This window comes from Mesorhizobium sp. P5_C1 (genome assembly GCF_054049815.1).
Genome location: NZ_JBFULQ010000949.1, coordinates 1 through 1,353, shown reverse-complemented (window position 1 = coordinate 1,353; position 1,353 = coordinate 1). Strand labels below are relative to the sequence as shown.

2 protein-coding genes are annotated in these 1,353 nt (G+C 56.2%); one reads left to right on the top strand and one right to left on the bottom strand.

Annotation, left to right across the window (positions count from 1 at the left end):
* Nucleotides 1-20: 20 nt before the first annotated feature.
* Entirely contained in the window at nt 21-455 is a 435-nt protein-coding gene (locus ACXJ7R_RS32890) for a hypothetical protein (RefSeq protein WP_457155436.1), read from the bottom strand.
* Nucleotides 456-586: 131 nt separating this feature from the next.
* Between ACXJ7R_RS32890 and ACXJ7R_RS32885 the strand changes: the two genes are divergently transcribed.
* The coding region (locus ACXJ7R_RS32885; protein ID WP_457155435.1) for an MBL fold metallo-hydrolase at nt 587-1,353 on the top strand (767 nt) is incomplete at its 3' end.

Genomic DNA, 1,353 nt, shown 5'->3' with positions numbered 1-1,353 from the left:
GCGTGAGGCCGGGAGGTAAGTTAGAGGAGGGTTTCAAATAGGCTACCGGTATCGTCCTCAATCTCGGCGCTGCCGATGCCCAGCTCCTTCGCATCAGCGAACAGCTTATGCGTCAACTCGTGCCCGGAGATTACATCCATGACGACGTGCCAGGCATATTGGAGCCAAGCCACTTCAGCACGCCTACCGACGCAAATTTTGAGTTTGGGCACAGCGCCGGAAGGCAGAATGCATGGCAACCACTTCACCGGACTCGAAGCTTGCCAAGCCGCAATGATCGGAACGCACCACTCCTCAACATTCACACCAACGGATAGTCCGGATACCCATTCGTGTGAGCCGCTGATCCGGACGAACAATGGCCGCCTCGACACCTGTCCGGCAACATTCACATCAGCGATCCGCCGAACAGCCAATACGATCTGCAGCTGGTCGCTGACGCCACCATAGTGCACGCGGAAAGTGCGACTGTGCGGAGTTCCTTTCTGAAGAAGTTGGCAACTGGGAAACTGGTTGAAATCAGCACCTCAATATCGACGCGGTTGCAACCGCTTTGCGAACCCTTTGATGAACACGGAGATATCAGATGAGCTCAGTTGAGGCTTCAGGCGCCGCCCTGACCTGGGAAGTACTTACCGTAAAGCGCCCAGGACTTAGTCGTGAGTTGCCTGCCGGGCAAGAGAGGTGGGCTTGGGTGGCGAACTCGTCGACCCTTATCTCGGGCGAGCGGGATGCCGTACTCGTCGACACTTTTCTGACGACCGAGCAATCCTTGACATTGCTGAAATGGGTAATCGCGAGCGGCAAGAACCTGACCGCGATCTATATCACGCACGGACATGGCGACCATTTTTTTGGCCTCGCGCCAATCCTGGAGCATTTTCCAACCGCAAGGGCTGTCGCGATACCCGAAGTTGTCAAGGCGATGGAGGCGCAACTGTCACCGGAATCGATCGATGGGTTTTGGCGCAAGCGTATCCCCGACGGGATACCCGAGCGGCTGCTGGTGGCCGATCCACTCGGTGAAAACGAATTGGAGTTAGAGGGACACAAACTCGTCCCTGTCAATACGGGGCAGACCGACACAGCCTGCTCTACAAGCCTGCATGTGCCTTCTATCGACCTGATCGTTGCAGGCGACGTCGTCTACAACGGCATTCACCCTTATCTCGCAGAGACAACCGCGCTGAGCAGGCTTCAATGGATCAGTGCCCTTGAGAAGCTTGAAGCACTTGAGCCGAAGGCGGTTGTTGCCGGCCACAAAATACCGGAAAACGACGATGACCCCCGCAACATCGGCGAAACGCGGAAATATCTGCGAGATTTCGATCGCCTCGACAAGATCACGAATAC